A 26,325-nucleotide genomic window follows, 5' to 3' on the forward strand; every position below is an offset into this window, starting at 1 on the left:
CGGTTTCGCGGACCGGTTTCGCCCTCCGAGTCAAGGTTAGGCGTAACGCGTATGCTGGGCGGGCCTTCGGGCCCGCCTTTTTTTACCGAAGTGTCCTGCGGTCCAACTGATCACGCAGTTTCGGCCAGTAGGTCTTTCCAACTGGCAGAATGCTGCCATCGTCGAGCTGGACCTGGTACCGGTGACGCGTCGCATTCCGTAGCTCTTTGATCCGCTGCGCAGGGACAATGTGGGAGCGGTGGATCCGGATAAATTCCCGCCCGTCGAGCTTTTCTTCGAGCTCGGACAAGGTCACGCGAACAGGCAATGACGTCGTCGGCAGCTTTATGATCGCATAATCCTTGTCAGCCGAGATCGAACGGATTTCTGCGAGCGCGATCCGGAGATCGCCATAGCCATGCCTGACCCAGATATCGCCAGGAAGGCGGGCCGTTGCAGGTGTTGGATCCTGGCATGTCTTGGAAGGGATGGTCAGGTAAGCGGCAAAGCGCGCGACCATCGCTTCGATCTGTGCTCTTTCATTGGAAATCAGTACGAATTTCCGTGACGCCAGCTCGAGCAGGGCGCTCGCAGAATGGCCATTCTCCAGCAAGAGCAAGAAGGGAATGTCCAGCGTGTCGATCTGCCTGGTGAGCCAGATCGTCGCGCGATCGATATCCTCGGCAATCAGCACGACTCCGTATCACCTGAACGGAGTGCAACAATTCTTCAACAAGGTCAGCGCTCAAATGCGGGCGCGCTGTAATCTCCTCGAAATGGCGGTCGAGCAGCGGTTTGAAATTACAGCGCGCTCGCAAACTTGCAGACAGGACGAGATTCAGGCGTGGTGCCGGCATGGTCCAATCCCATGATGACAACACAACCCCGCGTGCATAATGCCGAACGGCTGGCAACGGAAAGTCATGATTCACCGGCAACATCTCACGCCGCTGTGAATTACAAGCCTTGGTGCGATGGCCAGAAACGCCGCTCATCGATGTTTTTTTTTCGCTGTGTGCCGACACATGGCCTGACCTTTCGGGGCAACCCACTTCGCCAATTTAACACCGCGCTCTTTTCACCCTTCGGGCCCGACTCTATTTGCCGAGACCACGCAGAATTTCGTCGCGATGCTGGTCGAGCGCAGGCGCCGGCCGGTCGAGAACCAGCTTTCCGTTCGAAAATGTAATCGGCGTGCGCACGCCGGGAATGCCATCGGCCAGGATTTTCAGTTCGCGGGCAATCACTTGCGGGTCATTGAAGACCTCTGCCAGATTATTGATCGGACCGGCCGGAATGGTGTGCGCTTCGCATGCGGCGAGCAGGTCATCGCGTTTCCATTTACGCGTCACTGCGGCAATTTCAGGCACAAGTTCGCTGCGATTTTCAACACGTCCGGAATTGGTCTCGAACTTCGGATCGCGGCCCGCTTCCAGATCGAGAAGATCGACAAGGCGTTGAAACTGCCCGTTATTTCCTACTGCGATGATCAAGTAACCATCCGACACCGGAAAGGCCTGATAAGGAACGATATTCGGGTGGGCCGGCCCGATCCGGCGCGGCGGATTGCCGGTCACCAGATAGTTCATCGCCTGGTTTGTGAGCACACCGGTCAGGCAATCCATGAGCGACAGATCGATGTGCTGACCCTGTCCGGAACATGATCGCTGGGCCAGTGCCGCCTGAACCGCGATGACCGCGTAGAGGCCGGTCAACAGGTCGGCGATGGCGATACCGACTTTTTGCGGCGCGCCGTCCGCCTCGCCGGTCAGATCCATCAACCCGGCCATGCCCTGCACGATGAAGTCATAACCGGCAAAATCGGCATAGGGACCGGTGTGACCGAAACCGGTGATCGAACAATAGACCAGCTTCGGGTTGATCTTCCGCAGTGAGGCATAGTCGAGCCCGTATTTGGCGAGTCCGCCATGCTTGAAATTCTCGATCAGAACATCTGACTGTGCCGCCAGCGCTTGAACGAGTGTGCGCCCTTCCGAGGTCCGGAAATCCGCAGTGATCGATCGCTTGCCGCGATTGCAGGCATGATAATACGCTGCCGCGCGTTCACCGGCATGATCGATCCAGGGCGGACCCCAGCGCCGGGTGTCATCGCCTGCCGGAGCCTCGACCTTGATCACGTCGGCGCCAAGATCAGCGAGCGTCTGGCCGGCAAAGGGCCCGGCGAGGACGCGGGCCAGTTCGAGGACTTTGAGCCCGGCGAGCGGTGCGGAACCGGTCATGTGCCGGACCCGCGCGGAAAATCAGGGACGCGCTTCTCGAGGAAGGCGCGATATCCTTCGGCGAAATCGGCCCCGTCGAAGGCAGACCGGAACAGGGCTCTGGTCTCGGCGGTATCGTTGACGGTGCCATCGGCGATCAGGTTGAGAATGTGCTTCAGCCCGCGCAGGCTCGCGGCGGACCGCGACGCGATCTGCTGCGCCCTTTCGGCGATCAGTGCATCCATGTCGCCGGCTTCGAGGCAGGCCGAGACGAGGCCGGCCTCGGCGGCCTCCGGGCCGTCAAGATGGCGGGCCGAGAACAGCATGTCCCGTGCCGCCTGCTGGCCGACGGCGTCGACGAGCCTGCGAGTGTCGTTCAGCGGGTAGAGCAAACCGAGCTTTGCCGGGGTTATGCCGAATTTCGAATGCGGCGTGCAGAAGCGGAGATCGCAGGCCAGCGCGATGCCGCAGCCGGCGCCGATACAGGCGCCGTCGATCCGGGCGATGACCGGCATCGGAAAGGCCGCCAGCGCATCGAGCGCCTCTGCCACTTCGCGTGAAAAGGCGTCGGCGCTCTGCGGCGTGGCATAAACGTCTTCGAACTCGCCAATATCCGCACCGGAGGCAAAGGCGCCACCGGCGCCGCGGACGATGAGCAGGCGCAGGTCCGGCCGTGCCGCCGCCTCTGACAAGAGGCGCGGCAGGGCTTTCCACATGTCGCGGGTCAATGCGTTGCGCCGCTCGGGCCGGTTGAGGACGAGCTGGCTGACCGCGCCGTCGTGTTCGAGAAAGAGGTGTGTCGCGGTCACGCCTTCACCCCCTAGTATTCGCCGCTGGGCGCGGAGATAAGCCGGGCGTAGAAGACGGCGTTGAGGAACATCCGCTCGGTGCCGCGGAAGGTCGCGCGAAAGTTCGGATTGTCGGCGAACAGCACGACGGCCCCGCGGCCGAGACGCTGGGCGACTACCGCCGCGGTGCCACCGATTTCCTCCTGGCGCCGCGCAGAGGCATAGCCGGACAAAAGCGGCTCCTCAGCGTACTGGACGACCACGGAAAAGGGATCGTCCTCTGGCCATACCAGCGTTTCGGTCATGTTGCGGTGAAGGGCAATGAAGCGGTCAGCATAGCCAAAGCCGATCGGGTGAGATGGGTCGAGGTCGCCCTCGAAGATCGCACCGCCGATAATGTGCTCGGCGTCATCGACGGACAGGTCGCTATAATTGCGGCGATCGGGTGACTCATCCGGGTCGCTGCCGTCGTCTTCGGTATCGTCGACGTCGACGTCGAGGAATGTCTCCTGCGCCATCAGCGCGCCCTGCCGGCTGGCGATCACGACTCCGCCATCCTCGCGGATCCATTGCCGGATCCTTTCCGCGGCGCGATCGGATATTTCCGCATTTCCGCCGCCGACGATCACCAGATGGGTGTAACGCGACCAGTCGAGGCTGCCGATCTCGTCCTTGCGCCGCAGGGTCACCGGAATGCGCATGCGATGGTCAAGCAAATGCCAGACTTCGCCGGCATCATAGGGCGCCAGCCCGTCATCGAAGAGGACAAGCACTTGCGGGCGCTCGATCGAGCGGAAGCCCCTGCGATCGCCGAGATCGGGGGAGTTGCCGGGGGTTGATCCGGAAACCACCGAGAAAGTTGCCACGCCGTCGCTCTCGGTAGCTTCGCGAACCAGACGGTAGATGTCATCGTGCGAAACGTCCTGGCCTATCAACGGCACGAAGACTGCACCGGGACCGAATTGCCGCGAGCCGCCGGTGACCGGAATGGTGACGGTCTCTGTCGCGATGCGGACTCGGACATCATTGTCGAGCAGCCGGTACAGGCTGCGCGCCGCGTAATAATCCGACCAGGCGCGACCCAGCGCGGCATAGTCAAGATCGTAGGCGAGCGGCAGGGTCCAGCCCGAAACGTCGTAGAAGATGTTCTCCTCGAACGTTGTGACACGGTCGAAAATGCTGCGGATCATGGTGTATTGCGGCTGATCGAGACGCACGATGGCGGCTTCACCGGCGCGGAATGTCCGGCCGCCCGCCTGAACGTCACGCCTTAGCGCACGAACCTCGATGTCATGCCGATCCAGCAGATCGACGAACAGGTTGAGCCGCTCCGGATCACCGCTCGTGGCGAAGACATAGGCACGATCGCCATCGCGCTGGCCGGCGTCGAGTGCTTCGGCGAAGAAGCGCTGCTGGTAGGATGCGATGTCGTCTCGCCGCGACAAAGCGCCCTCGATCGTGGTCAGGCTGGTACGGAAATGCGTGCGGACATTTTCACCATGTCGCACAAGCCCGCGCTCGGCTTCGATCAAGCCGCCACGCGCCGCGCCGATCTCGAACAGGATGCCGAGCGAGCCATTGACCTGCGGGTAGGTCGATCCCTTGCCGACATAGAAATTGTCGAAGCCTTCCTCGGACGTGTAGAGGCGTGCCTCGCTGTCGAGGAAGCGGATGTGATGCTCGGCGATCGCCTGTGTCAGCTCGCGCGCGGTTTCCGGGATCAGCGGATTGCGGCGCAGGGGTTCGCCGGGATGGAAGTAGAAGGTCGCCTCCGTGAACATTTCATGGAAATCGGCGGAGACCTGCGGCTTCCAGCGATGCCATTGCTCGAGCCAGGCCTGCGATTCGGGCTGGGTCTGCAAGAGCCATTGGCGATTGAGGTCGAACCAGTAGTGATTGGTCCGCGCCTCGGTCCAAATCGTGTGCTGTTCATGGGCCGGATCGGTGACCGGCACCTCACCGCCAAAGGTCTCGACATGATTGACGCGACGGGAATGACCGTCCGGATTGAAGATGGCGGTGATCAGGATCACGGCGTCATCCAGCGTGCGTTCGATCTCCGGACCCTGCGCGGCCGCGAAATGGTAGAGCGTCGGAATGGCGGCATCCATGCCGGCGCTTTCCGCGCCGTGCACGCCGTAATTCAGCCAGATGATTGCTGGGCCGCTCGACGGCGCCGCGCCCGGGGCGAGGCTGGCAAGATGGGCTTCACGAATATCGTCGATGCGGGCCTGGTTTTCGGCCGAGGTCACGACAAAAAACTGGATGGGCCGGTATTCATGCGAATAACCGATGGTTTCGACCGAGATCCGGTCTGACAATTCGGCCAGGCGTGAAAAATACGTCACCATCTGATCGTGGCGCACCGGACGATCGCCGACGCCAAAACCAATGACATCCTCGGGGGCGGGAATGTCGGCGTCATAAGAAACGCCATTAATCTGAAAATATTCGATCGGGTCGGCGTGGGCGGCCACGCTGGCCAGACAGGCTGCGAGGCCGGCGAGCAGGTTTCGGAACATGATGTCTCCCCTCATGGACGGCACATGACTTAGCGCTGGCAAGCGGTCACGCCAACTTTCCGTAGATGCGCTCGGTGCGGCCGCCAATCCGCGTCAGCAATTCATAGGAACTCAGCCCAGCCGCCGCGGCCTGTGCATCGACGGCCAGGCCGGGTCCGTAGATGAGGGCGTTCGTGCCGTGCAAGGTTTCCGGATCCGGGTGGCCGGAGACGTCGACAATGGTGCTGTCCATCGACACCCGACCGATGATCGGCGCCTGGAAAAGCTCCAGCCGGACTGATCCGGCATTGGAAAAGGCGCGCGGCAGACCGTCGGCATAGCCGGCGCCAATGGTTGCGGCCCACCCATCGGCCTGGAACCGGTGGGTACCGCCATAGCCCGCCGCTTCGCCCGCCTTGACAGGTCGCACCTGGAGGACCGGTGCCTCGAACCGGTAGGGTATGGCCAGATTGATCCGGCCGCTTTCTGCGGGCTGCGCGCCATAAAGGGCGAGGCCGGGGCGAACCAGATCAAAGTGAGCGTCTGTACCCAAAAGGCATCCGGCGGAATTCGCCATCGAGCGTTCCGCGATGGCGAAAGCCGCGCTGCGGGCTTCGAAGCGGCGAATCTGCTCGCGATTTTCCTTGCGCTCCGGCTGGTCGGCACAGGCGAAATGGCTCATCAGGTGAACAAGATTCAGGCCGTTCGCCTGCAGGCCTCGTACAGCGGCATCGTCTTCCGGCGGCAGGCCCAGCCGGTTCATTCCGGTGTCGAGGTGCAGTGCGGCGGCCTCGGCGCCAGCTGACGCCAGCCAGGACTGTGCCTCTTGCAGCGAGTTGAGGACGGGGATCAGACCGTTCTCCAAAAATACGGCGCTATTGTACTGGCCGAGGCCGTTCAGGATCAGGCAGCGCCCGCCAGCGGCGCGGATTTCCGGTGCGAGCTCGATGGCCTCCCCGGGATGGGCGAAAAAGAAGGTGTGGCAGTTCTCCGCCAGCAGCCGGCGGCCGATATTTACCGCTCCGAGTCCATAGGCGTCGGCCTTGATGACTCCGGCGCACCCAACGGGCGCGACAGCCTCGCGGAGTCGCCGGTAGTTGGCAGCAACGGCGTCGAGATCAACTGTCAGGCGAGGCGTAGCGAGCATGGATCAAGTGTTCCAGCCCGTGCCGGTCGCTGCAATCAGGAATGCCACATGAACATGGCCGCCAGTGACCGGTCAGGCAAAAGCCTGGATACCCGTCTGCGCGCGCCCGAGGATCAACGCGTGAATGTCGTGCGTGCCCTCATAGGTGTTCACCGTTTCCAGATTAATCGCATGGCGCAGCACATGGTATTCCTCGGCAATGCCATTGCCGCCGTGGATGTCGCGCGCCTCGCGGGCAATGGCCAGGGCCTTGCCGCAATTATTGCGCTTCATCATCGAGATGGTTTCCGGAATCCAGGCACCCTGGTCGAGCTGGCGGCCAAGCTGGCAGGCGCCGATCAGGCCGAGCGAGATCTCGGTCTGCATGTCGGCGAGCTTCTTCTGGACCAGCTGAGTGCCGGCAATTGGCTTGCCGAAGACAATGCGTTCCAGCGCGTATTCGCGGGCGGCGTGCCAGCAGAAAGTGGCGGCGCCCATCGCGCCCCAGGCAATGCCGTAACGTGCCTTGTTGAGGCAGGAGAAGGGACCGCGCAGGCCCTTCACATTCGGCATCAGCGCGTCCTCGCCGACTTCGCAGTCGCTCAGCGTGATCGAGCCGGTGACCGAGGCACGAAGGCTCATCTTGCCCTCGATCTTCGGCGTTTCGAAGCCCGGCGCGCCACGCTCGACGATAAAGCCGCGGATGGCACCGTCCAGCTTGGCCCAGACCACGGCGACATCGGCGATCGGCGAATTGGTGATCCACATCTTGGAGCCGTTTAGGATGTAGCCGCCGTCGACCTTCGTCGCTGTCGTGCGCATGGCGCCCGGATCGGATCCGCCATCGGGCTCAGTCAGGCCGAAGCAGCCGACCCACTCGCCGCTCGCCAGCCTGGGCAGGTATTTCTGCTTCTGCTCCTCGGAGCCGAAAGCGAAGATCGGATACATGACCAGGGAAGACTGAACCGACATGGCAGAGCGATAACCCGAATCGACCTTCTCGACCTCATGCGCGATAAGGCCATAGGCGACGTGATTGAGTGCCGAGCCGCCATATTCCTCAGGCAGGGTGGAACCCAGCAGACCGAGCTCTCCCATCTCGGTCATGATGGCGCGGTCGAATTTCTCCTCTCGCGCTGCATCGATCACCCGTGGCAGCAGTTTTTCCTGCGCATAGCCGCGCGCCGTGTCCTGCACCATGCGCTCTTCTTCGGAAAGGAGTCCGGCGAGATCGAGCGGATCTTCCCAGTTGAAGGTCTTGGCATCGATGGAATTGTGCGTGTTCATGGCGGGCCGTCCCTGGAAGTGCATATACCGGGGTCTGATGACATTTTAGCGCCGCGCCGTCCATTGGCGAGGTCACTAGGCGGGCGGGAATCCGGCCGCTAGGGTCCGGTCAGCAGGGGAGATGCCATGACCGCCGATACGCTCGTGATCCTGGTCACGCTCGTGGCCTACAAGCTGGTGCTGGTCGGCATCGGATTCTGGGCGTCGCGGCGCAATCGCTCGGAGGACGATTTCTTCTTGGGCGGGCGCGGTCTCGGGGCCTGGGTAGCCGGTCTCTCCTATGCCGCCTCCACGTCATCCGCCTGGGTGCTGCTCGGCTTTACCGGTTTTGTCTATGCCAACGGATTGAGCGCGCTGTGGATGGTGCCCGGTATCTGGGGCGGATATGTCGTGGTCTGGCTGGTGTTCGGACGGCGGCTGCGCGAGGAAACGGCGGCGCGCGGCCATGTCACGATCGTCGATTTCATGACTGCGGAGACCAGTGGCCGGATCAAAACGATCATCGCGATCAGCAGCGCATTGCTGATCTTCTTCTGCTTCATCTTCTATATCGCGGCGCAATTCGGCGCGGCCGGGACGGCGTTCGAGACCCAGCTCGGCCTGCCCCATACCGAGAGCCTGCTGATCGGTGCCATCGTCATTCTGGTCTATTCGCTGCTCGGCGGCTTCTGGGCGGTGAGCGTAACCGACATGCTGCAGGGCGCGCTGATGGCACTGATCGCGGTTGTTCTGCCGGCCGCGGCGCTGATCGCGGCGGGCGGACCGGCGGGCGTCTGGCAAACATTGTCGGCCAGTGCGCCGGAAACCTATCTCTCGCTGACCGGACCACATGCCGGCTTCGTCTTTATCGGGTTCGTCATGGGGATCGCGGCGATCGGGCTCGGGCCTTTCGGTCAACCGCATCTTGTTGCGCGGCTGATGGCTGTGAAAGACGAGGCGGCGCGGCGCCAGGGTTTCCGCATCGCCATGGGTTGGGCGGTCATCGTCTACATTGGCATGATCACGCTGGCCCTGTCAGGCCGCGCGCTGACCGGGGGTGAGGCGCCGGGCGAAAGCCTGCTCTATCTGATGGCCGCCGACCTGTTTCCCGCCATGCTCGCGGGGCTGATCATCGCGGCGGTATTGTCGGCGGTGATGTCCACCGTGGATTCGCTGCTGATCGCGACCTCGGCCGCGGTCGGACATGACATGGGCGTGGTGCGCCGCTTCCCGGGCCGTGAAGTGTTGATCGCGCGCATCGTGATGGCGGTGCTGGTCGGGCTGGCCGTAGCCCTTGCACTGACCCTGCCGGCAACGATTTTCAGCCGGGTTCTGTTCGCCTGGTCGGCGCTGGGCGCCGCCTTCGGACCGGTCGTACTGGTCCGGGTGATGCGGCGCGAACCGGCAGGCTGGGCGATCCTCGCGGCGATCGCATCGGGATTCGCGATGACCGTGTTCTTCTATCTCGCCGGCCAGGTCGGCGGGGATAGCTGGGCGGGGCAGCTGGCGCGCCTGCCCGGCGATCCGTTCGAACGGGTCTTCCCGTGGGTCTTGCCGATGGTTTTGTTGCTGGCCTTCTCCCGGCCGTCGCGGGTGGCCAGTTGACGATGTGCGGCAAGTTGCGAGCCTCTGGCGATTGGCCTAAGGGTTGAGCATGCGCGACGCCCACGATCTTCTCGAAGCGGCCAGCCTGCGGATCACGCAGCCGCGCCTGCAGATCGCCCGTCTACTGTTTGCCGACGGGATGGATCGTCATGTCACTGCTGAACAGGTCTTCGCTCAACTCACGGACGATGGCGTGCGCATTGCGTTGGCCACGGTCTACAATACGCTCGGGCATTTCGTGGATGCGGGCCTCTTGCGGCCGGTCAACAGCCCGGGATCCGACGCCTCGATCTATGACACGAACACCACAGCCCATCACCACTTCCTGAACGAAACGACCGGCGAACTGACGGACATTCCGGCGGAATCGATCCCGCTTGACCTGTTGCCGCAGCCCGACGACAGCAGCGCGATCGTGTCCTGCGAGTTGGTCATCCGGACCCGGGAGAAGTGAGAACAATTCTCACTTTTTAGAATTATTCCAAACAATTGACATCGCCTGTCAGGCGACTAGCCTTGCTTGGTGCGGGCTGAAAGGCCCGCCAGTTTGGGAGGAAAGACATGTCGCTCAAGGGCAGCAAGACCGAAGACAATCTGAAAGCCGCATTCGCCGGCGAAAGCCAGGCCAATCGGCGCTATCTGTATTTCGCGCAGAAGGCCGATATCGAAGGCTATAACGATGTCGCCGCGGTATTCCGCTCGACTGCGGAAGGCGAGACCGGCCATGCGCACGGCCATCTCGAATTTCTCGAAGAAGTGGGTGATCCCGCGACAGGCGAGCCGATCGGCGATACCGCCGCAAACCTGAAATCGGCGATTGCCGGCGAGACCCACGAATATACGGACATGTATCCGGGCATGGCGCGGACAGCGCGCGAGGAAGGCTTCGACGAGATCGCCGACTGGTTCGAGACCCTGGCCAAGGCGGAACGCTCGCACGCCGGCAAGTTCCAGAAAACGCTGGAAGAAATGGCAAGCTAGGGCCGCGCTCCGAAGATCGCACCCGGGCCACCCTGCGGTCGGTCCGGTTGCACCGGCATCATCGGGGAGGTCCGGTCATGACAGAAACAGCAGAGCCGCCGCGCGAGGGGTCGCTGGACGCGCCTGTCCGGCATCCGATCGACTGGCAGAATCCCGACTTCTACGACGCCGACGCCTTCGACAAGGAGTTCCGGCGCCAGGCCGAGGTCTGCAATTCCTGCCGCCGCTGCTTCAATCTGTGCGACAGCTTCCCGACCCTGTTCGATGCGGTCGACGGTGCCGAGAATTTCGAAGTCGACGACCTGACCACGGCCGATATCAAGGCGACGGTCGATGGTTGCACGCTGTGCGACATGTGCTTCCTGACGAAGTGCCCCTATGTGCCGCCGCACGAATTCAACATCGATTTCCCGCACCTGATGCTGCGCTATCGTGCGATCCAGCAGAAAGCGGGCGACATTCCGTTCGCCGACAATCAGCTGGTGAAGACCGACCGTAACGGGACGATGGCCAGGCCGGTGGCGGGGCTCGTCAACTGGGCAACGAACAGGAAAAACCGCGGTGTGCGGACGCTGATCAACACGCTGGGCGACATCCACCCGGACGCCGAACTGCCGAAATTCAACACGCGAACGCTGACGTCCCGGGCGCGCAAGGCACGCGAGATCAATGCCGAGGCGCCGGCATTCGGCAAACGCAAGGTCGCGGTCTATGCGACCTGTTTCGGCGAGTACAACAAGCCGGAAATCGGCGAGGCGGCGCTGGCCGTTCTGGCGCAAAACGGGATCGATGCCGATGTCGTCTATCCCGGTTGCTGCGGCATGCCGAAACTGGAACAGGGCAATCTGGATTCGGTCGCGGCAAAGGCGCGCAAGGTCGCAAAGGCGCTGCGGCCGATGGTCGAGGACGGCTACACGATCATGGGCCTGGTGCCCTCCTGCTCGCTGATGCTGAAATTCGAATGGCCGCTGATCCTGCCCGATGACGAGGATATCCGCGCACTGTCGGCGGCGACCATGGATTTCGACCAGCTGGTCGTCGACATTGCGAAGACCGAAGGGCTCGCGGACGGACTCAAACCGCTGCGCGGCGGGGTGACTCTACACCTGTCCTGTCATTCCCGGGCACAGAATATCGGGCAGAAATCCGCGGAAATGCTGAAGATGATCCCGCGTACCGAGATCAATGTGATCGAACGCTGCTCGGGGCATGGCGGGACATGGGGGATCAAGAAGGCCAACCATGATACCGCGATCAAGGTGGGCACGCCGGTTTTCCGCAAGGCGCTGGATCATCACAACACCTTCGTCTCCTCGACCTGCCCCTTGTCGTGTGATCACATCAAGACCGGCATTGAGAGCGTGCAGTCTGATTCCGCACCGGCGCGGACCTGGCATCCGATCGAGATCTTCGCGAAAGCCTACGGGATTTAAGGGACGGTGAGCATGGAGAATGTCGTCAATCTGGCCGAGGCGCGGCAGAGGACCGAGGTGAGACCCGAGGACATCATGGACCTCGCGGACTATGCCAGGATTCGCAAGCAAAAGCGCGCCGATCTCGTTCCGGTCAAGAAGCTCCGCCGCGTGCCGATCGGGCCGCACGCCACCTTCTATTTCGAAAGCTATGAGACGATGTGGCTACAGATTCACGAGATGCTTTTCATAGAGAAGGGCGGGGCGGAACAGGTCCCGGATGAACTTGCCGCTTATAATCCGCTGATCCCCAAGGGGCGCGATCTGTCGGCGACACTGATGTTCGAGATCGACGACGAGAAACTGCGCAAATCCGTGCTCGGCCGGCTCGGCGGCGTCGAGGAAACGATCTTCCTGAAGTTCGGCGATCACGAGATCCGCGCCCGGGCCGAGGAGGATGTCGACCGCACGACGGCCGATGGCAAAGCGTCGTCCGTGCAATTCGTGCATTTTGACTTCAGCGATGAGGAGGTGGCGGCCTTCCGGGCGCATGACGGGGATGTGATGCTCGGCATCGGGCACGAGAATTACCCGCACATGACGCTGCTTTCGCCTGCAACAAAGGCGGCACTGGAAGCCGATTTCTTCTAGCGGCGGCGCACCAACACCAGTTCAGCCCTCCCCATTTCCGCAAGAGTGTGATTGTGTTTGCCCAACACATCGGGGAGACCAATATCCATGAAGATCGGCTGCATTGGCGGCGGTCCGGCCGGGCTATATTTCGCGATTGCGATGAAGCTCCGCAATCCCGGATGCGAGATCGACATCTATGAGCGCAACAAGCCGGGCGACACGTTCGGCTGGGGCGTGGTGTTCTCCGACCAGACAATGGAAAACCTTGCCGCGACCGATCCGACAAGCGCGCAGGCGATCGCGGATTCGCTGGCGCACTGGGACGATATCGATGTGCATTTCCGTGGCACGGTGGAAAGCTCAGGCGGGCACGGTTTTTGCGGGATCGGCCGCAAACGGCTGTTGAACATTCTCCAGGACCGCGCCCGCGAACTTGGCGTACGTCTTCATTTCGAAGTCGAGATCGATCCGGAGGATTTGCCGAAAGCGGATCTCATCATCGCGTCGGACGGTATCAATTCCCGCGTCCGCGAGGCGCATGCCGACGTGTTCAAGCCGGATATCGACGAGCGCGCCAACAAATTCGTGTGGCTCGGCACGAAAAAAGTGTTCGACGCTTTTACCTTCATCTTCGTCGAGACCGAGCATGGCTGGGTGTGGGCGCACGCCTACCGGTTTGACGATGATCTCTCGACCTTCATCGTCGAGTGCTCGGAAGAGACCTGGCGCGGGCTCGGATTCGACGAGATGGACCAGGACGAGACCTGCCGCGCCGCCGAAGCGTTGTTCGCCGAATGGCTGGGCGGGCATGAACTGATGAGCAATGCGCGTCATCTGCGCGGCTCGGCCTGGCTGAAATTCAGGCGGATTTTGTGCGAGAGCTGGACCCACGGGAACATCATCCTCCTGGGCGACGCTGCCCACACGGCGCATTTTTCCATCGGCTCGGGCACCAAGCTGGCGCTTGAGGATGCGATCATGCTGGCGGATGTCTTGTCATCCACCGACAAACCGATCGAGGAGGGGCTGAAGGATTATCAGGAGGTGCGCACGGTCGAGGTTCTGAAACTGCAATCCGCGGCGCGCAATTCAACCGAATGGTTCGAGACGCTCGATCGCTATCTCGGCTTCGAGCCGGAACAGTTTGCCTATTCACTTCTGACCCGCTCGCAGCGCATCAGTCACGAGAATCTACGCGAGCGCGACCCCGACTGGATGGCGCGGATGGAAACCTGGTTCGCGGCAAAATGGGGGGCGGACAAGCGCCCGCCCATGTTCGTGCCTTTCCGGTTGCGGGGGATGGAGCTCAAGAACCGCGTCGTGGTCTCGCCCATGTGCATGTATTCGTGCGAGAACGGGCTGATCGACGACTTCCACTTCGTGCATTACGGCTCGCGCGCCATGGGCGGCGCCGGGCTCGTCTACACCGAGATGACAAATGTTTCTGCGGATGCACGGATCTCGCCGGGATGTGCGGGGCTCTATACCGACGAACATGTCGCGGCGTGGAAGCGCGTGGTCGATCATGTTCACGCCAACAATGCGAAGATGGCTATCCAGCTGGGACATGCCGGGCGCAAGGGCGCGACCAAGCTGTCCTGGGAGGGCGACAGCGAACCGCTTGAAAGCGGTGCCTGGCCGCTGATCGGCCCATCGCCCGTGCCCTGGTCGGACAAGAACCAGGTGCCGCGTGAAATGACGCGCGACGACATGGACCGGGTGAAGGCGGAATTCGTCGCCGCTACCAAGCGGGCGCTCGAAGCCGGCTTCGACATGGTCGAGATGCATGGCGCGCACGGCTATCTCTTCTCTTCCTTCATTACGCCGGTTTCCAACAAGCGGACCGATGAGTATGGCGGCAGCCTCGAGAACCGGTTGCGCTTCCCGCTGGAAGTGTTCCGCGCCATGCGTGAGGTTTGGCCGGCGGACCGGCCGATGGCGGTGCGTCTGTCGGCGACCGACTGGGTCGGCGAGGACGGCATCCAGCCGGAAGACACGGTTGCGGTGGCTCAAGCCTTCGTCGATGCCGGGGCAGATCTGATTGATGTCTCTGCCGGCCAGACAACGCCGGCGGCGCATCCTGTCTATGGCCGCATGTTCCAGACGCCGTTTTCCGACCGGGTACGCAATACGCTGGGCTGCGCGACGATGGCGGTCGGGAATATCTACGAGACCGATCACGTCAATTCGATCCTTGCTGCCGGGCGCGCCGACCTTGTCGCGCTGGCGCGACCGCATCTGGCAGATCCCTACTGGACGCTGCGTGCGGCGGCCGAGCTCGGCTATCGCGGCGTTGACGTTCCGAACCAGTATATTGCCGGCCACGTTCAGCTGGCGCGCAACCTCAAGCGCGCCGCCGAGATGCAGGAGATGAAGGTATGACGCCCGAGACCCACCAGCCCGAACATTTCCTGTGGTCCTTCACGGACGGGATAGGCACGGTCACGCTGAACCGGCCGGAAAAGAAAAACCCGCTGACGTTCGAGAGCTATGCCGAACTGCGCGATTTCTTCCGCGCGCTGGTGTACGCGCCGGCGGTTAAGGCAATCATCCTGACCGGCGAGGGCGGGAATTTCAGTTCTGGCGGCGATGTGCGCGAAATCATCGGTCCGCTGACCGAGATGGACATGCCGGAACTCCTCGAATTCACGCACATGACCGGTGATCTGGTGAAAGCCATCCGCCACTGCCCGCAGCCGGTGATCGCGGCGGTCGACGGGGTGTGCGTCGGCGCCGGGGCGATTCTCGCCATGGCATCGGATTTGCGGATGGCGACGCCGGAGGCCAAGACCGCCTTCCTGTTCAACCGGGTCGGTCTCGCGGGCTGCGACATGGGCGCGTGCGCGATCCTGCCGCGCATCATCGGGCAGGGACGGGCGAGCGAACTCCTGTTCTTCGGCCGCTCTATGAGCGCCGAGGAAGGCGAACGCTGGGGATTCTGGAACGCCCTGGTCGCAGCCGACGATCTGATGGCGGAAGCCGGCAAGTGGGCGCAGCGGATCGCCTCGGGGCCGACCTTCGCGAACGGCATTACCAAGACGCAGCTCAATGCGGAGTGGGATATGGGGATCGACCAGGCCATTGAGGCCGAAGCCCAGGCGCAGGCGATCTGCATGCAGACCGAGGATTTCCGCCGCGCCTATCGCGCCTTCACCGCAAAGGAAAAACCCGTGTTCGAGGGGAATTAGGCATGGCCGACACGACCTTCCGGGAATGGCCCTTCTTTGCTGACCGGCATCGTGCGCTCGTTGCTGATGCGCACGATTGGTGCGCCGCGGAGATTGGCGCGGACGGTTTCGCGGAACACGGTGATATCGATGCGGACTGCCGGGCATTGGCGCAGCGAATGGGCGAGGCAGGCTGGCTGACGCATTGCGTGCCCGCAGCGTTCGGCGGCGCGAGCGAGACGCTGGATGTCCGCTCGCTCTGCCTGATGCGTGAAACGCTGGGTTATCATTCCGGTCTGGCCGATTTCGTCTTCGCCATGCAGGGGCTGGGTTCCGGCACGCTGTCGCTGTTCGGATCCGATGACCAGAAAGCTGAATGGCTGCCGAAAGTGGCTACGGGAGAGGTGCTGGCTGCTTTCGCGCTGACAGAGCCGGAAGCGGGATCGGACGTCGCCTCGCTCGCCATGACGGCGCGGCGCGATGGCAATGACTACATCCTCGATGGCGAGAAAACCTACATCTCGAATGGCGGGATTGCCGGTTTCTACACGGTTTTTGCCCGCACCGGCGAAGCGGGCGCGCGCGGCATTTCCGCTTTTCTTGTCCCGGCGGATACGCCGGGGCTGGCCATCGCCGAACGCATCGAGGTGATCGCACCGCACCCGCTCGCGCGGCTGACATTCGAGGATTGCCGTGTTCCGGTCTCGGCCCTGATCGGCGAGGAAAATGCCGGCTTCAAATATGCGATGGCGACGCTGGACGTGTTTCGTTCGACGGTCGCGGCGGCCTCGCTGGGTTTTGCCCGCCGGGCCCTTGATGAAGCCCGCTATCGCGCACAATCGCGGGAATTGTTCGGGGCGACGCTGGCCGACATGCCTGTCCTGCAATCGCAACTCGCCGAGATGGCGATCGATATCGACGCAGCGGCGCTGCTCATCTACCGCGCGGCCTGGACCAAGGACACCGGCGCGGGCCGCGTTTCCCGCGAAGCGGCGATGGCGAAATACTTTGCGACCGAAACCGCGCAAGCGACGATCGACAAGGCGGTGCAGATCTTCGGCGGACTGGGCGTGACGAAGGGCTCGGTGCCAGAAGCGCTTTACCGGGAAATCCGGGCGCTGCGCATCTATGAAGGCGCGTCGGAAGTGCAGAAGCTGATCATTGCCCGCCATATCCTGTCGGAGGACCGATCATGAAGGTGCTGCAACCTGCAAACTGGCCCCGCCCGAAAGGCTATTCCAACGGGATCGAGGCAGCCGGGCGGCAAATCTTTATTGCCGGGCAGATCGGCTGGGACGAGACCGAGACCATCGTGTCGGACGATTTCGCCGACCAGTTCGAACAGGTCTTACGCAATACGCTGATGGTCTTGCACGAGGCCGGCGCCGGGCCGGAACACATCGTGCGCATGACCGGCTATATCAGCGACCGGCAAGCCTATCTCGATGCGGAGCCCCGGCTGGGCGCCATCTGGAAGGCGCTGATGGGGAAGAACTATCCGGCCATGGCGTTCGTGATCGTCGCCGGGCTGATCGAAGAGCGCGCCCTGGTGGAAATCGAGACGACGGCGGTGGTGCCAGAATAAACGCTCACGTCATCCCCGCGAAAGCGGGGACCCCGTTGCGTCTTTTATTTAGGCACGCCCTGAGCCAAACAGCCGCCCGCTTCGTCGCTGCGCAGATTGCGCGCTTGGATTGGCCGCGTCACCGGTGCTCTGGGTCCCTGCTTTCGCAGGGATGACGACTTTCCCCCGGACTTATCGGTGGCCAAACGCCCAAGGCTGACTTCGGCTTACACGCCATGCTGGCCAATCTTTCGCGCCGGGTTTTTCAGCTCAAGGGTGAAACCGCGAAGCGGCGCATTCGCGCCCTTGACCTGAAAAACCCGGCGCTGAAAAAATCCCGGCAAGGCATGAAAGGCTTTGTCTGCGATCTCTCCCCGCTCGCCCCGGGATGACGAATTTGATGCTCCGGATCTGACCCTAGACCCGTTCCAGCACCATCGCCGCGCCCTGGCCGACACCGACACACAGCGTAACCAGGGCGTGGTTTCCGCCTTCGGACTGAAGCCGCTGTGCGGCGGTGAGGGCAAGGCGAGCGCCGCTCATGCCGAGTGGGTGTCCGAGCGCGATCGCGCCGCCCCAGGCGTTCAATCGCGGATCGTCGTCAGGCAGGCCCCAGCTGCGAGTGCAGGTCAGCACCTGGGCGGCGAACGCCTCGTTGAGCTCGATGACGTCCGTATCGGCGAGCGTGAGACCTGCGAGGGCGAGCGCTTTCGCGCTCGCGGGCACCGGGCCGATACCCATGGTCCGCGGCGGGACGCCGGCTGTGGCATAGCTGGCGATGCGGGCGATCGGATCGAGGCCAAGCGCCTGGCCGGCCGTCTCGTCGCCGATCACCAGTGCCGCCGCGCCGTCATTGACGCCAGACGCATTCCCGGCGGTGACGCTGCCACCCTTGCGGAAGGCGGCGGGCAGTTTGGCAAGCTTGTCGGTTGTCACATCCGGGCGGGAGTGCTCATCCGTGTCCACGACCAACGCTTCGCCCCTGCGCTGGGGGATTGTGACCGGCGTGATCTGCGCTGACCAGAGATCTCGCGCTGCGCCGGCCTTTTGTTGGGACCGCACCGCGAAGGCGTCCTGGTCATCTCGCGAGATGCCGTGCTCATCAGCGAGGATTTCGGCCGTCTCGCCCATACTCTCGACGCCGTAGACCCGCTCGATCTCCGGATTGACGAAGCGCCAGCCGATCGTCGTGTCCTCGAGCCTGGCATTGCGCGAGAAACCGGCCTCCGCCTTGGCCATGACGAAGGGCGCGCGTGACATGCTTTCAATCCCGCCTGCGATCGCGCAGACGAGCCCCCCGCTCCGGATACGGAAGGCCGCCTGTGCGACAGCTTCCAGTCCGCTGGCGCAAAGCCGGTTGACGGTGACGCCGGGCACACTTTCGCCGAGCGAGGACAGCAAGACGGCCATGCGCGCGACGTTGCGATTGTCCTCGCCGGCCTGGTTGGCACAGCCGAGCACGACTTCCTCGGTGATCTCTCCCAGCCCGTCATGCCTGTCGGTCAGGGCCCTGATCGGGATCGCTGCCAGATCGTCAGCGCGGACCGATGACAGGGCGCCGGCATATTTTCCGATCGGGGTGCGCAGCCCGGTGTAGAGAAAAGCTTCCGTCATGGTGACCCCTCATGCACAATACACTCACGAACCGCGCGGCGATTCAGCGGTCAGACTAACGGTCCGCGCGGCAGAAGGGGAGACAAGGCCATGCCGATGACGCCGTCAGGCTATGCGGATGGTTTCGCGCGCGACAGCTTGCCTGAAGAGAGCGCCTGGCCGGATTTCCGGTTCGAAATTCCCTCTGTCCAGTATCCGGAAAGACTGAATGCCGCCGCCGCGCTGCTCGACGGTGCGATCGAGAAGGGCTGGGGTGACCGGGTCGCTGTCTATTCCGCGGCCCGCACCCTGACCTATGCCGAGCTCAATGCGGAAGCGAACCGGATGGCGCATGTGCTGACCGACGATCTCGGCCTGGTGACCGGGGGGCGCGTGCTGATTCATGGCGGCAACAGCGTCGAGCTGATGATCGCCTGGTATGGCTGCCTGAAGGCCGGCGGCATCGCGGTGATGACGATGCCGCTCCTGCGCGAACCGGAAATAACCACGATTGTCGGCAAGGCGAAAATCCGGCTGGCCCTGTGTGTCCCGGCGCTCAAGGAGGCCGTGGAAAAATCGATGGCGGCCGGCAGCGGGCTGGAACGCATAGCCTTGCTCGGGCAGGACGCGGAAATCTGCCAACTCATGGCCGGCAAGCCGACAGAATTTACCGCATGCGACACGGCGGCGGACGATATCGCCTTGCTGGCTTTCACGTCAGGTACCACCGGTGAGCCGAAGGCGTGCGCACATTTCCACCGTTCCGTTCTGGCGATGGCGGACACGTTCGGCGCCATGCTCGATCCGCAGCCCGGCGACATCTATGCCGGCACGCCGCCCTTCGCCTTCACTTTCGGGCTCGGCGCGTTCGTCGTGTTCCCGGCGCGGGCGGGGATCGCCGTGGCGCTGCCCTCGAAGCCGGGCTTCGAGGCGCTGTGTGAAGCGATTCAGGCTTTTCGGGTCACGCACACATTTACCGCACCCACCGGATATCGCGCGCTTATCGGACTGAAGACCGCCTATGATCTGACCTCGCTGAAAGGCGGGGTCTCAGCCGGTGAACACTTGCCGGAAGCGAGCTGGCGCGCCTGGAAGGAAGCGACCGGGATCGATCTTGTTGACGGCATCGGTGCCACGGAGATGATTCACATCTTCATCTCGGCGGCTGGCTGGAATATCCGTCCGGGCGCGACCGGCCATGCCGTGCCGGGCTATGATGCGAAAGTGATTGGCGAGGACGGCAATCCAGTGCCGGATGGCGAGATCGGAAAGCTGGCCGTGCGGGGTCCGACCGGTTGTCTCTATCTCTCCGACGAACGCCAGAAAATCTATGTGAAAAACGGCTGGAACATCACCGGCGATCTCTATCGGCGCGATCCGGACGGGTATTTCTGGTATGTCAGCCGCGCCGACGATCTGATCGTGGCATCGGGCTATAATATTGCCGGGCCGGAAGTGGAACAGGCGCTTTTGCTGCATGATGCCGTCGCGGAATGCGCCGTCGTCGGTCAGCCATGCGAGGAGCGCGGGACCATTGTCGCCGCCCATGTCGTCCTCAAACAGCCCTTGCTGGCGGGGGAAGAAATGGCGAAGGAATTGCAGGATTTCGTCAAGCTGACGATCGCGCCCTACAAATATCCCCGTGCGATCCATTTCACCGAAGCGTTGCCAAAGACACAGACTGGCAAGATCCAGCGGTTCCGGCTGCGGTCGTAAGCTAGTCGTATTCCGTCCGCCAGCGCAACGCGACCGATCCTTCGGTGTCACCGGTCAATCGCGACAGCAGGGTGAAATCCGGCCGCAACGTCCATTCGAGGCGGGCCGAGGACAGGGCGGCGCCACGGCTTTCGAGCTCGAGATAAACGTCGTCGCTGATGCGCTGGCCACCGGTGACCACGAACTCGCCATCGCCGGTCGTATCGAAGTCGAGCCGGTCGAGGCCGGCGGCACGGCGCAGTCCGCCCACCAGCCCGAAAATCGATTGTCCCGACAATTGGGCGGCGATGGTCGCGGTCTGCAGGGCGCTTAGCTGTCCGGCATTCCGGTCGAAAAGGAGCCGCGCCAGGATTTCGTCCTCCGGCAGGGTCGGATCGCTGCTAAGGCTTAGCGCGGGTGCCGAAATCGGCCCCTTGATGCGCGCATTGACGGTCAGGCTTTCGCGCGAGTGGACCGCCGTGAGATCGAGCGAGGCGGACCGCACAGGGCCTGCGAGGACGACGCGCCCGCGTTCAAGGCGGAAGGACCGGTTCAGCAGGAAGGCACGACCGCTGATCAGCTCGGCCGTGCCGTTGATCTCGAGATCTGAGGGGCTGCCGCCGACCTGCCATTCGCCGCGCCATTCGGACGAAAAAGGATCGCCCGAAATGAAGATGCTGTCGTCGGCGCTGACACGATAATCGAGACGGACCGGCAATCGGTCCCGGCCGTTGCCATTGCGGCCGTCGGGCCGGTTAATCTCGGTGACCTCGATCTCGGCGAAAGAAGGCGCGCTGGCTTCCGGCGGGCGCGCATCGACGCGGTTCAGTTCCGCTTCGCCGGCAATGGTGACGCCGTCCGTGGCCAGCGTGACATCGGAATGGCCGCTGACGATGACATTCAGATCGGGCCGGCGCACAGCATTGAAGCGGGTGAACTCGATCCGGCTGTCCGCCTCCCAGCCATTCTCGCCACGGAAGGCTTCGCCGTTGGCAGTCAGCGTCCCGCCTGACGGGTCGCGCGCGGAAAAGGATTCGATCCGCAACCGGCCGTCATCGAAACGCGCCACACCGTCAATGGTCTCGATGTTGACGCCCACATCCTCGGATACATACCGCCCGTTCTCGAACCGGACCTCGCCTTCCAGCTGCGGCCGGTAGACACTTCCGTCAAGAACAAGATTGGCACTCAACTGTCCGGCAAGCTGGCGGGTCTCCGGCAGGATGAGTGTCAGCAACGGTTCAACAGGGCCCGACAGCGTCACCGTTCCGGACAGGGGCGCATCGGCGCGCAGTTCACCGAGGCCGGAAACCGGCCCGCCACGGCGCTGCAGCTGCATCGTGCCGGTCAGATCTTCGCCCGACAATTCGATCTGGGCATCGAGCGTGTCGGAGAGGCTTGCCTGCATGGCGAGCGATAACGGCGGAGCGGTCGCAAACCGGCGCAGGCGCAATTGCGTTGCGGCAGCGCTGGCCTCGCCGCTCCACAATCCCTGGCGTTCGCGCAATGTGATTTCCGCGTCCAGGCGGCCGGTCAGGTCCGGCAATTCCAGCGGCGCGACCAGCAGGTCTGCAGGCAGATCCTCAAGCTGGACCCTGAACTGCCGGTCTTCGGTCCAGCGCAGATTGGCGCGCCCGGTTCCCACCCGGAATCGCGCCAGAACGCCGCGGCCGTCCGCTGCAAACCGGTAGGTGACCGGTTCACGCGTCCGGATCGGCGTGTCCGCCCATTGTCCTGTCATTTCAGCGGTCAGTTCTCTTCCCGCGAAGCTGGCCGTTGCGGAGACCGCGAAAGGCTCCCTGAATGCACCCGTCAGATCCGTACCGAACGTCCACGCCCCGGACGCGCGACGGGCCGTCGCGGCCACTTGCGAAATGTCGCCATCGCCCAGCGGCCAATCCGTGCCGTCGAGGCGGGCCGTGATATCGCCGTTCTCGATGACAGTTTCGCCGGTAAAGGCGCGCGGTCCAATGGCAGCTTCGGCAATGTTGACATGCAGGCTCTCGCTGGCGCGTTCGGCCGAGCCGCGCGCGACCAGCTGGCCCAGACGCGTACCAGCCTCGAATTGCCAGCCAGCCGTCTGGATTTGCTGCCCGGTCTCGAGTTCCAGGCCCAGCCGGGGCGCTTCCAGGGTCTGGCCAGCGAGGCGCAGCTGCTCCGTGGACACCACGAGGGTTGCGTCCACCCTGCGGCCTTCACCGGAGGCTTCGAGTGCCAATGCGGCGCCGCCCTGCATGCTGGCCTGGCCGATGTCGAGATCACCTGTGATCGCAGCATCGAGTGCGGCCTGCCAGCTCGCATGCTCGCCGGAGATGCTGCCGGTTGCGAGCACACCGTTGCCCCGCAGCCGTAACCCCGAAGCCCGCCAATTGATGTAATCGGTAGTGAATTCGCCGGTCAGGGTGGCTTCGGCGAGGAGCGGACGAAGTGCCGGATCGCTCCAGACAAGATTGCTGCCATTGGCTCGGACAGTCAGCCTGGTCGCTTCCGGCGACAGACCCGCAATGTCGACTCTGGTAGAGAACGGTCCGGCGGCGCGATCGGTGAAGCGCGCGATCTCCGCGATCGAAACCTCGGCCTCGCCGGAGGCGGTCCAATCAGCGGTCGCGATGGCGAGTTCGGCGGTGAGATTGCCGAGGTCGGAAGACAGTGAAAACACCGGTATGTCGATGATCCCGCCAGCGTGACGCGCTTCCAGGGTCAGGCCACTCCACGGCATGTGCGGCACAGACGATGCATCCGGGACGTCGATGGATGTAGCGGTGAGCTCTGCATTCAGCGTTGTGGCGCCATCGCGCCGCGCGACCGTGAGGCCGCCACCGGCCGCTTCGATAACGAGGCCTGGGGCTTCGAGACCGGATAGTTCAACGATTCCGTCCGCGGTCATGCCGGCACGCAAATCGATCTCGCCATCCCAGCGCAATTGCCCAAGCCTTAGGCGCTCAGGTGTCAGAATGGCGAGAAACTCGCGGGACAAGGTGAGGCTGGCGTCGAACTGGCGGGCGCCGGTGGGCCGCAACTCGATCTGCCAGTCCCGCCCGTCGAGGTTGGCGGAACCGAGCCTGAGGGGTGACAGCGATCCGGCGAGCCGGGCGGTGGAAGAGGCATCGAAGGGTGTTTCCAGACGGGCCGGGAACCGGGAGGCATCGGTATAGGCATCCAGAGACCAGCGATTGTCCTGCCAGCCGATTTCGATCTCGCTGACGGTCTGGTCGGCAAGCATCACGGCGGCCTCGCCGGATCCGCGGTCAGCTCCGCCTTGCAGACGACCGGTCACCGATGTTGCGACACCTGACAATCCGGCAAGCCCGGCCAGCGGGCTGTCAGCCGCGAGTTCGGCCTCGAAGTCGCCTTCGATATCGCCCCCTGCCTGCCAGGTGAAATCGGCCAGAAGACGATCGCCGATCACATCAATGCGCCGTGCCTCGATCGATAGGGCACCATTGTCCCGAAGCCGGGCTTCGCCGGACAGGGCGAAGACACTCTCGGTGCCGAGCACAGACCTGCCCAGGCGCAGGGTTTCGACGTTGAGACGCGATATCCTGATAGCGGGAAGGCTGCCGCCGGCCGAGGCCGCGGCCACAAGAGACGGGCGGCGGTCCATGTCGATGTGCGCGGCGACAAGGTTTTGAATGTCGACCCGGCCGGTCAGGAAAGCCAACGCATTCCATTCGATAGACACGTCTTCGATATAAAGAAACTCGCCGTCGCCATCGCGCACGCCAAGGCGGTCAAGGCGCGGGCGTGCCAGCACATTGCCGGACAGCCCTTCCAGATCGAGGACAAGACCCCGCGCCACGGCCCGTTCGTCGGCGAGCTGCATTACCGTCCAGCGCCCGATCGGACCGGTTGCCGCCCACAACACCAGAAGGCTTGCGATCAACAGACCGCCAGCCGCACTGGCGGCGCGGATGAGCCAGCGGCGCAGGAGAGGGCGTTGTGCAAGGATCAAAAGGCCTGCCCGATGCTGATATAGACATGCAACGGGTCCTCGCCCGAGCGCCGATCCAGTGGCGTTGCCAGGTCGAGACGGACCGGGGCAAAGTCGAAATAATAGCGCAGGCCGATGCCGAACCCGGTGCGCAAGTCATCGAAATCGGGCGAACGATTGGCGCCGGCAAATGCGGTGTCGACAAAGGCAACGGCGCCCCAGCGACCTTCGCCGCGCCAGCGCAGTTCGGCATTAAGCTCGGTGACCGAGAGCCCGCCAAACGGCGCACCGTCCGACCCGACCGGGGAAAGCGACTGATACTCAAAACCGCGTGCAGAACCGCCGCCGCCAGCATAGAAACGCTGGTCCGCAGGCAGGTCGGTCGCGCTGGCGCCGATGATTGTACCGATGCGCGCGCGCGCAGCAGCCGTCAGGTGTTCATTGAAGGAATAATAGGTGCTGGCCCGTGCCTCGGCCTGCAGATAGGTCGCTTCGGCGTCGCCGAAGCTGACGCCCGGATTGAGCAGGATGGCGGCATGCACGCCGGATCTCGGGTCGAGCGGATCGTCGCGCTGGTCCAGCGCGAGGGCCGAGTTGAAACGCAGCGAATGGATGTCACGTTCTCCCGTTGCATCGGTGACACGAGAGAAATCGTAGATCGCCCCGAGCCGGAGATCGAGATCATCCTCGAGTTTACGATAGACGTCGATGGAGGCGTTGATTTCGTCCTGCTGGTAAGCGTCAGTGTCCTCTGATTTCAGGCCAGCGCCCAATTCCATTCGCTGGTCGAGCCGGCGCCAGTAGGGGAAGGACAGGTCTGCCGTCAGCGATTGGGAAAGCGTGGCGATCTCGGCAGTGAGGGTCAGTGTTTCGTCGCCACCATAAAGATTGCGACGCGACCAGGCGGTGCTGACGCCGGCGCCGTCAGCCGTCGACAGGCTCAGCGTGGCTTCAATCGCGTGTTTCGGCGCGGCTTCGAGGGTAACGAACAAGGGACGCGTGCCGTCTTCGGCAAGGCCGAATCGGACCTCCGAGTTGGCAACGCTGGACAATCCGTCGAGCCGTTGCCGATAAAGTTCCACGGTTTCTGCCCGGGCCGGTTCTCCGGCATCGAGACCCGCGAGTCGCTGGATGAAGGTGTCCCGCCAACCATCCGACTGCAGCACAACGCCACCAAACCGCGTGAAAGCACCGGGCAAATAGCGGAATGTGACATCGCCAGCTGCCCGCGCATGGTCGACGATCACCTGCCGGGCCCCGCTGTCAGCTTCGGGCCAACCATTATTGCGCAACGCAGCAAGACCGCGCGCCTCGGCGTCAAGGACGATTTGAGCGGTCAGATCTTCACCTTCGAGTTCACCTATCGCGGCCGCAGCGACTGCGCGGGCCTGAGGATCGATTGCCTCGGTCGCAACCGTTCCGAACGAGAAACGAGGGCCGGTTGCTATCTCGAGTTCGGGACGGCCGTCCCCACCGATCTCAGCCTCTATGGTGACCGCATAGAAGCCTTGGGCCCGCAGATAGCGCAGCGCACGATCGCGCGCCGTCCGCAAATCCCGGCGCATGGCGATCTCGTCGCCCGTTTCAGCCGAAGAGTTTCCGAGAATATCGCGAAGGCCGGATTCCAGCTGCGCATTGTCAAGCCCGTGCAAACGCGCCAGCGGTACGTCGCTCCAGGCCGCAGAAGTGCCCAGAAACAGCAGAATCAACACCCAACGGGTCATGCATTGCCTCAATCGGCTGGTTCAAGCGCGAACGGTGTTCCGGCAGCATGCCGGATTCCAGCCGTGCGGGCCAATATAGAGTGTATGTGGCGGGATTTTGTTAGCCCCTGGACTGCGCAAACGCACGCCGGTAAATCCGGC

Annotated in this window: 20 protein-coding genes; 11 read left to right on the top strand and 9 right to left on the bottom strand. The window is 63.2% G+C overall.

What is annotated here, in order from left to right:
- Positions 1–82: 82 nt before the first annotated feature.
- The 6 genes from ACOOFN_RS08890 to ACOOFN_RS08915 form a co-directional block, all read right to left on the bottom strand.
- Positions 83–673 carry a LytR/AlgR family response regulator transcription factor gene (locus ACOOFN_RS08890; protein WP_420430793.1) on the bottom strand — a complete coding sequence of 197 codons (591 nt, stop codon included), beginning with the start codon at positions 671–673 and terminating at the stop codon, positions 83–85.
- 403 nt (positions 674–1,076) lie between these two features.
- Positions 1,077–2,219, bottom strand: a complete 1,143-nt coding sequence (locus tag ACOOFN_RS08895; protein WP_420430794.1) for a CaiB/BaiF CoA transferase family protein — start codon at positions 2,217–2,219, stop codon at positions 1,077–1,079.
- Positions 2,216–3,007, bottom strand: a complete 792-nt coding sequence (locus ACOOFN_RS08900) for an enoyl-CoA hydratase/isomerase family protein (RefSeq protein WP_420430795.1) — start codon at positions 3,005–3,007, stop codon at positions 2,216–2,218. The genes ACOOFN_RS08895 and ACOOFN_RS08900 overlap by 4 nt, the downstream gene beginning before the upstream one ends.
- A gap of 11 nt (positions 3,008–3,018) precedes the next feature.
- A complete protein-coding gene (locus ACOOFN_RS08905) occupies positions 3,019–5,508 on the bottom strand; it encodes a M14 family zinc carboxypeptidase (RefSeq protein ID WP_420430796.1) in 2,490 nt (829 codons plus the stop codon).
- 46 nt (positions 5,509–5,554) lie between these two features.
- Positions 5,555–6,634 (bottom strand): alanine racemase, encoded by a 1,080-nt coding sequence (alr, locus tag ACOOFN_RS08910; protein WP_420430797.1) that lies wholly within the window; start codon positions 6,632–6,634, stop codon positions 5,555–5,557.
- A 72-nt stretch (positions 6,635–6,706) separates the two neighbouring features.
- Complete coding sequence (locus tag ACOOFN_RS08915; RefSeq protein ID WP_420430798.1) at positions 6,707–7,900, bottom strand: acyl-CoA dehydrogenase; 1,194 nt, start codon at positions 7,898–7,900, stop codon at positions 6,707–6,709.
- Positions 7,901–8,026: 126 nt separating this feature from the next.
- Between ACOOFN_RS08915 and ACOOFN_RS08920 the strand changes: the two genes are divergently transcribed.
- The 10 genes from ACOOFN_RS08920 (at position 8,027) to ACOOFN_RS08965 (ending at position 17,633) form a co-directional block, all read left to right on the top strand.
- Positions 8,027–9,484, top strand: a complete 1,458-nt coding sequence (locus ACOOFN_RS08920) for a sodium/proline symporter (protein WP_420430799.1) — start codon at positions 8,027–8,029, stop codon at positions 9,482–9,484.
- A gap of 49 nt (positions 9,485–9,533) precedes the next feature.
- Positions 9,534–9,938, top strand: a complete 405-nt coding sequence (locus tag ACOOFN_RS08925; RefSeq protein WP_420430800.1) for a Fur family transcriptional regulator — start codon at positions 9,534–9,536, stop codon at positions 9,936–9,938.
- Between the two features lie 107 nt (positions 9,939–10,045).
- The gene (locus ACOOFN_RS08930) at positions 10,046–10,465 is read left to right on the top strand and encodes a rubrerythrin family protein (protein WP_420430801.1); all 420 of its coding nucleotides are present in this window, start codon (positions 10,046–10,048) and stop codon (positions 10,463–10,465) included.
- Between the two features lie 77 nt (positions 10,466–10,542).
- Positions 10,543–11,898, top strand: a complete 1,356-nt coding sequence (locus tag ACOOFN_RS08935; protein ID WP_420430802.1) for a heterodisulfide reductase-related iron-sulfur binding cluster — start codon at positions 10,543–10,545, stop codon at positions 11,896–11,898.
- Positions 11,899–11,910: 12 nt separating this feature from the next.
- Positions 11,911–12,528 carry a DUF3501 family protein gene (locus ACOOFN_RS08940; RefSeq protein ID WP_420430803.1) on the top strand — a complete coding sequence of 206 codons (618 nt, stop codon included), beginning with the start codon at positions 11,911–11,913 and terminating at the stop codon, positions 12,526–12,528.
- Positions 12,529–12,615: 87 nt separating this feature from the next.
- On the top strand, positions 12,616–14,892 hold the full coding sequence (locus tag ACOOFN_RS08945; protein ID WP_420430804.1) for a bifunctional salicylyl-CoA 5-hydroxylase/oxidoreductase: 2,277 nt from the start codon (positions 12,616–12,618) through the stop codon (positions 14,890–14,892).
- Entirely contained in the window at positions 14,889–15,698 is an 810-nt protein-coding gene (locus ACOOFN_RS08950; protein WP_420430805.1) for an enoyl-CoA hydratase family protein, read from the top strand. The genes ACOOFN_RS08945 and ACOOFN_RS08950 overlap by 4 nt, the downstream gene beginning before the upstream one ends.
- A 2-nt stretch (positions 15,699–15,700) precedes the next feature.
- Positions 15,701–16,873 carry an acyl-CoA dehydrogenase family protein gene (locus tag ACOOFN_RS08955; RefSeq protein WP_420430806.1) on the top strand — a complete coding sequence of 391 codons (1,173 nt, stop codon included), beginning with the start codon at positions 15,701–15,703 and terminating at the stop codon, positions 16,871–16,873.
- Positions 16,870–17,262 carry a RidA family protein gene (locus tag ACOOFN_RS08960; RefSeq protein ID WP_420430807.1) on the top strand — a complete coding sequence of 131 codons (393 nt, stop codon included), beginning with the start codon at positions 16,870–16,872 and terminating at the stop codon, positions 17,260–17,262. Before ACOOFN_RS08955 ends, ACOOFN_RS08960 begins: the two co-directional genes overlap by 4 nt.
- Before the next feature lie 215 nt (positions 17,263–17,477).
- Positions 17,478–17,633, top strand: a complete 156-nt coding sequence (locus tag ACOOFN_RS08965; protein WP_420430808.1) for a hypothetical protein — start codon at positions 17,478–17,480, stop codon at positions 17,631–17,633.
- A gap of 25 nt (positions 17,634–17,658) precedes the next feature.
- Here ACOOFN_RS08965 and ACOOFN_RS08970 read toward each other — a convergent pair whose 3' ends face one another.
- Entirely contained in the window at positions 17,659–18,855 is a 1,197-nt protein-coding gene (locus ACOOFN_RS08970) for an acetyl-CoA C-acyltransferase (RefSeq protein ID WP_420430809.1), read from the bottom strand.
- Positions 18,856–18,951: 96 nt separating this feature from the next.
- On the opposite strand from ACOOFN_RS08970, the gene ACOOFN_RS08975 reads away from it, so the two are divergent.
- The gene (locus tag ACOOFN_RS08975) at positions 18,952–20,550 is read left to right on the top strand and encodes an AMP-binding protein (RefSeq protein ID WP_420435049.1); all 1,599 of its coding nucleotides are present in this window, start codon (positions 18,952–18,954) and stop codon (positions 20,548–20,550) included.
- A gap of 1 nt (position 20,551) precedes the next feature.
- Here ACOOFN_RS08975 and ACOOFN_RS08980 read toward each other — a convergent pair whose 3' ends face one another.
- Together ACOOFN_RS08980 and ACOOFN_RS08985 are read right to left on the bottom strand one after the other, a co-directional pair.
- Positions 20,552–24,412: a translocation/assembly module TamB domain-containing protein gene (locus tag ACOOFN_RS08980; RefSeq protein ID WP_420430810.1), complete on the bottom strand. Its 3,861-nt coding sequence runs from the start codon at positions 24,410–24,412 to the stop codon at positions 20,552–20,554.
- 65 nt (positions 24,413–24,477) lie between these two features.
- Complete coding sequence (locus ACOOFN_RS08985) at positions 24,478–26,184, bottom strand: autotransporter assembly complex protein TamA (RefSeq protein ID WP_420430811.1); 1,707 nt, start codon at positions 26,182–26,184, stop codon at positions 24,478–24,480.
- Positions 26,185–26,325 lie beyond the last annotated feature (141 nt).

Origin of the sequence: Hyphobacterium sp., assembly GCF_965217055.1 — a bacterium.
Lineage (GTDB): Bacteria > Pseudomonadota > Alphaproteobacteria > Caulobacterales > Maricaulaceae > Hyphobacterium.

Bases quoted from the DNA above. Each gene is read 5' to 3' on its own strand.
- ACOOFN_RS08895 (WP_420430794.1), bottom strand. From the start codon at position 2,219: ATGACCGGTTCCGCACCGCTCGCCGGGCTCAAAGTCCTCGAACTGGCC.
- ACOOFN_RS08905 (WP_420430796.1), bottom strand. From the start codon at position 5,508: ATGTTCCGAAACCTGCTCGCCGGCCTCGCAGCCTGTCTGGCCAGCGTG.
- alr (WP_420430797.1), bottom strand. From the start codon at position 6,634: ATGCTCGCTACGCCTCGCCTGACAGTTGATCTCGACGCCGTTGCTGCC.
- ACOOFN_RS08915 (WP_420430798.1), bottom strand. From the start codon at position 7,900: ATGAACACGCACAATTCCATCGATGCCAAGACCTTCAACTGGGAAGAT.
- ACOOFN_RS08920 (WP_420430799.1), top strand. From the start codon at position 8,027: ATGACCGCCGATACGCTCGTGATCCTGGTCACGCTCGTGGCCTACAAG.
- ACOOFN_RS08925 (WP_420430800.1), top strand. From the start codon at position 9,534: ATGCGCGACGCCCACGATCTTCTCGAAGCGGCCAGCCTGCGGATCACG.
- ACOOFN_RS08930 (WP_420430801.1), top strand. From the start codon at position 10,046: ATGTCGCTCAAGGGCAGCAAGACCGAAGACAATCTGAAAGCCGCATTC.
- ACOOFN_RS08935 (WP_420430802.1), top strand. From the start codon at position 10,543: ATGACAGAAACAGCAGAGCCGCCGCGCGAGGGGTCGCTGGACGCGCCT.
- ACOOFN_RS08940 (WP_420430803.1), top strand. From the start codon at position 11,911: ATGGAGAATGTCGTCAATCTGGCCGAGGCGCGGCAGAGGACCGAGGTG.
- ACOOFN_RS08945 (WP_420430804.1), top strand. From the start codon at position 12,616: ATGAAGATCGGCTGCATTGGCGGCGGTCCGGCCGGGCTATATTTCGCG.
- ACOOFN_RS08950 (WP_420430805.1), top strand. From the start codon at position 14,889: ATGACGCCCGAGACCCACCAGCCCGAACATTTCCTGTGGTCCTTCACG.
- ACOOFN_RS08955 (WP_420430806.1), top strand. From the start codon at position 15,701: ATGGCCGACACGACCTTCCGGGAATGGCCCTTCTTTGCTGACCGGCAT.
- ACOOFN_RS08960 (WP_420430807.1), top strand. From the start codon at position 16,870: ATGAAGGTGCTGCAACCTGCAAACTGGCCCCGCCCGAAAGGCTATTCC.
- ACOOFN_RS08965 (WP_420430808.1), top strand. From the start codon at position 17,478: ATGCTGGCCAATCTTTCGCGCCGGGTTTTTCAGCTCAAGGGTGAAACC.
- ACOOFN_RS08970 (WP_420430809.1), bottom strand. From the start codon at position 18,855: ATGACGGAAGCTTTTCTCTACACCGGGCTGCGCACCCCGATCGGAAAA.
- ACOOFN_RS08975 (WP_420435049.1), top strand. From the start codon at position 18,952: ATGACGCCGTCAGGCTATGCGGATGGTTTCGCGCGCGACAGCTTGCCT.
- ACOOFN_RS08985 (WP_420430811.1), bottom strand. From the start codon at position 26,184: ATGACCCGTTGGGTGTTGATTCTGCTGTTTCTGGGCACTTCTGCGGCC.